At 64.0% G+C, this 1,049-nt stretch carries 1 protein-coding gene; it reads right to left on the reverse strand.

Going from position 1 to position 1,049, the window contains the following annotated elements; genetic code table 11:
• Positions 1 to 1,049: condensation domain-containing protein (locus IHE46_RS16855; protein ID WP_225563148.1), on the reverse strand; the 1,049-nt coding region annotated here is incomplete at both ends.

A 1,049-nucleotide genomic window follows, 5' to 3' on the forward strand; every position in this document is an offset into this window, starting at 1 on the left:
AAGGGCAGGCCGACCGGTTCGGTGCGCAGACCGGGGAGGTCGAACGTAGCGTTTTCGTTGTTCTGCCAGGCGAACATGACCTGGAACAGGGGCGTGTGATCCAGGTGGCGTGAGGGCTGGACGATCTCCACGACCTGCTCAAAGGGCAGATCCTGGTGATCCTGGGCGGCCAATGTGGCCTGGCGTACCCGAGCCAGCAGCTCGGCCACGCTGGGGGTATTGGACAGGTCGATACGCAGGGCCAGCGTATTGACGAAGAAACCCATCAGCGGCTCGATCTCGATGCGATTGCGGTTGGCCGTGGGCGTACCGATGACCAGGTCGTCCTGACCGGACAGGCGAGCCAGTACCGCAGCCCACGCCGTCATCAAGGTCATGAACACCGTGGTGCCGTGCTGCTGACTGAAGCGCTTGAGCGCGTGGGTCAGGGCGGCATCCAGCTGTATAGGCACACTGGCACCGACGAACGATTGCTGCAGCGGGCGTGGTCGATCTGTGGGCAGTGTCAACAGGACCGGGGCATCGGCCAGCGTGCGGCGCCAATACGCGACTTGCGTGGCGAGCCGTTCGTCGACGAGCCATTGGCGTTGCCAGACGGCGTAATCGGGGTACTGGATGGTCAGCGGCGGAAGCGGATCGGCCTGTCCTTGCACGAAGGCGGTGTAGAGCGCACTGAGCTCACGGAGCAGCACTCCAATGGACCAGCCGTCGGAGACGATGTGGTGCTGGGTGAGCAGGAAGACANCCCACGCCGTCATCAAGGTCATTAACACCGTGGTGCCGTGCTGCTGACTGAAGCGCTTGAGCGCGTGGGTCAGGGCGGCATCCAGCTGTATAGGCACACTGGCACCGACGAACGATTGCTGCAGCGGGCGTGGTCGATCCGTGGGCAGTGTCAACAGGACCGGAGCATCGGCCAGCGTGCGGCGCCAATACGCGACTTGCGTGGCGAGCCGTTCGTCGACGAGCCATTGGCGTTGCCAGACGGCGTAATCGGGGTACTGGATGGTCAGCGGCGGAAGCGGATCGGCCTGTCCTTGCACGAAGGC

This window comes from Rhodanobacter sp. DHG33 (assembly GCF_014843005.1).
Classification (GTDB): Bacteria; Pseudomonadota; Gammaproteobacteria; order Xanthomonadales; family Rhodanobacteraceae; genus Rhodanobacter_A.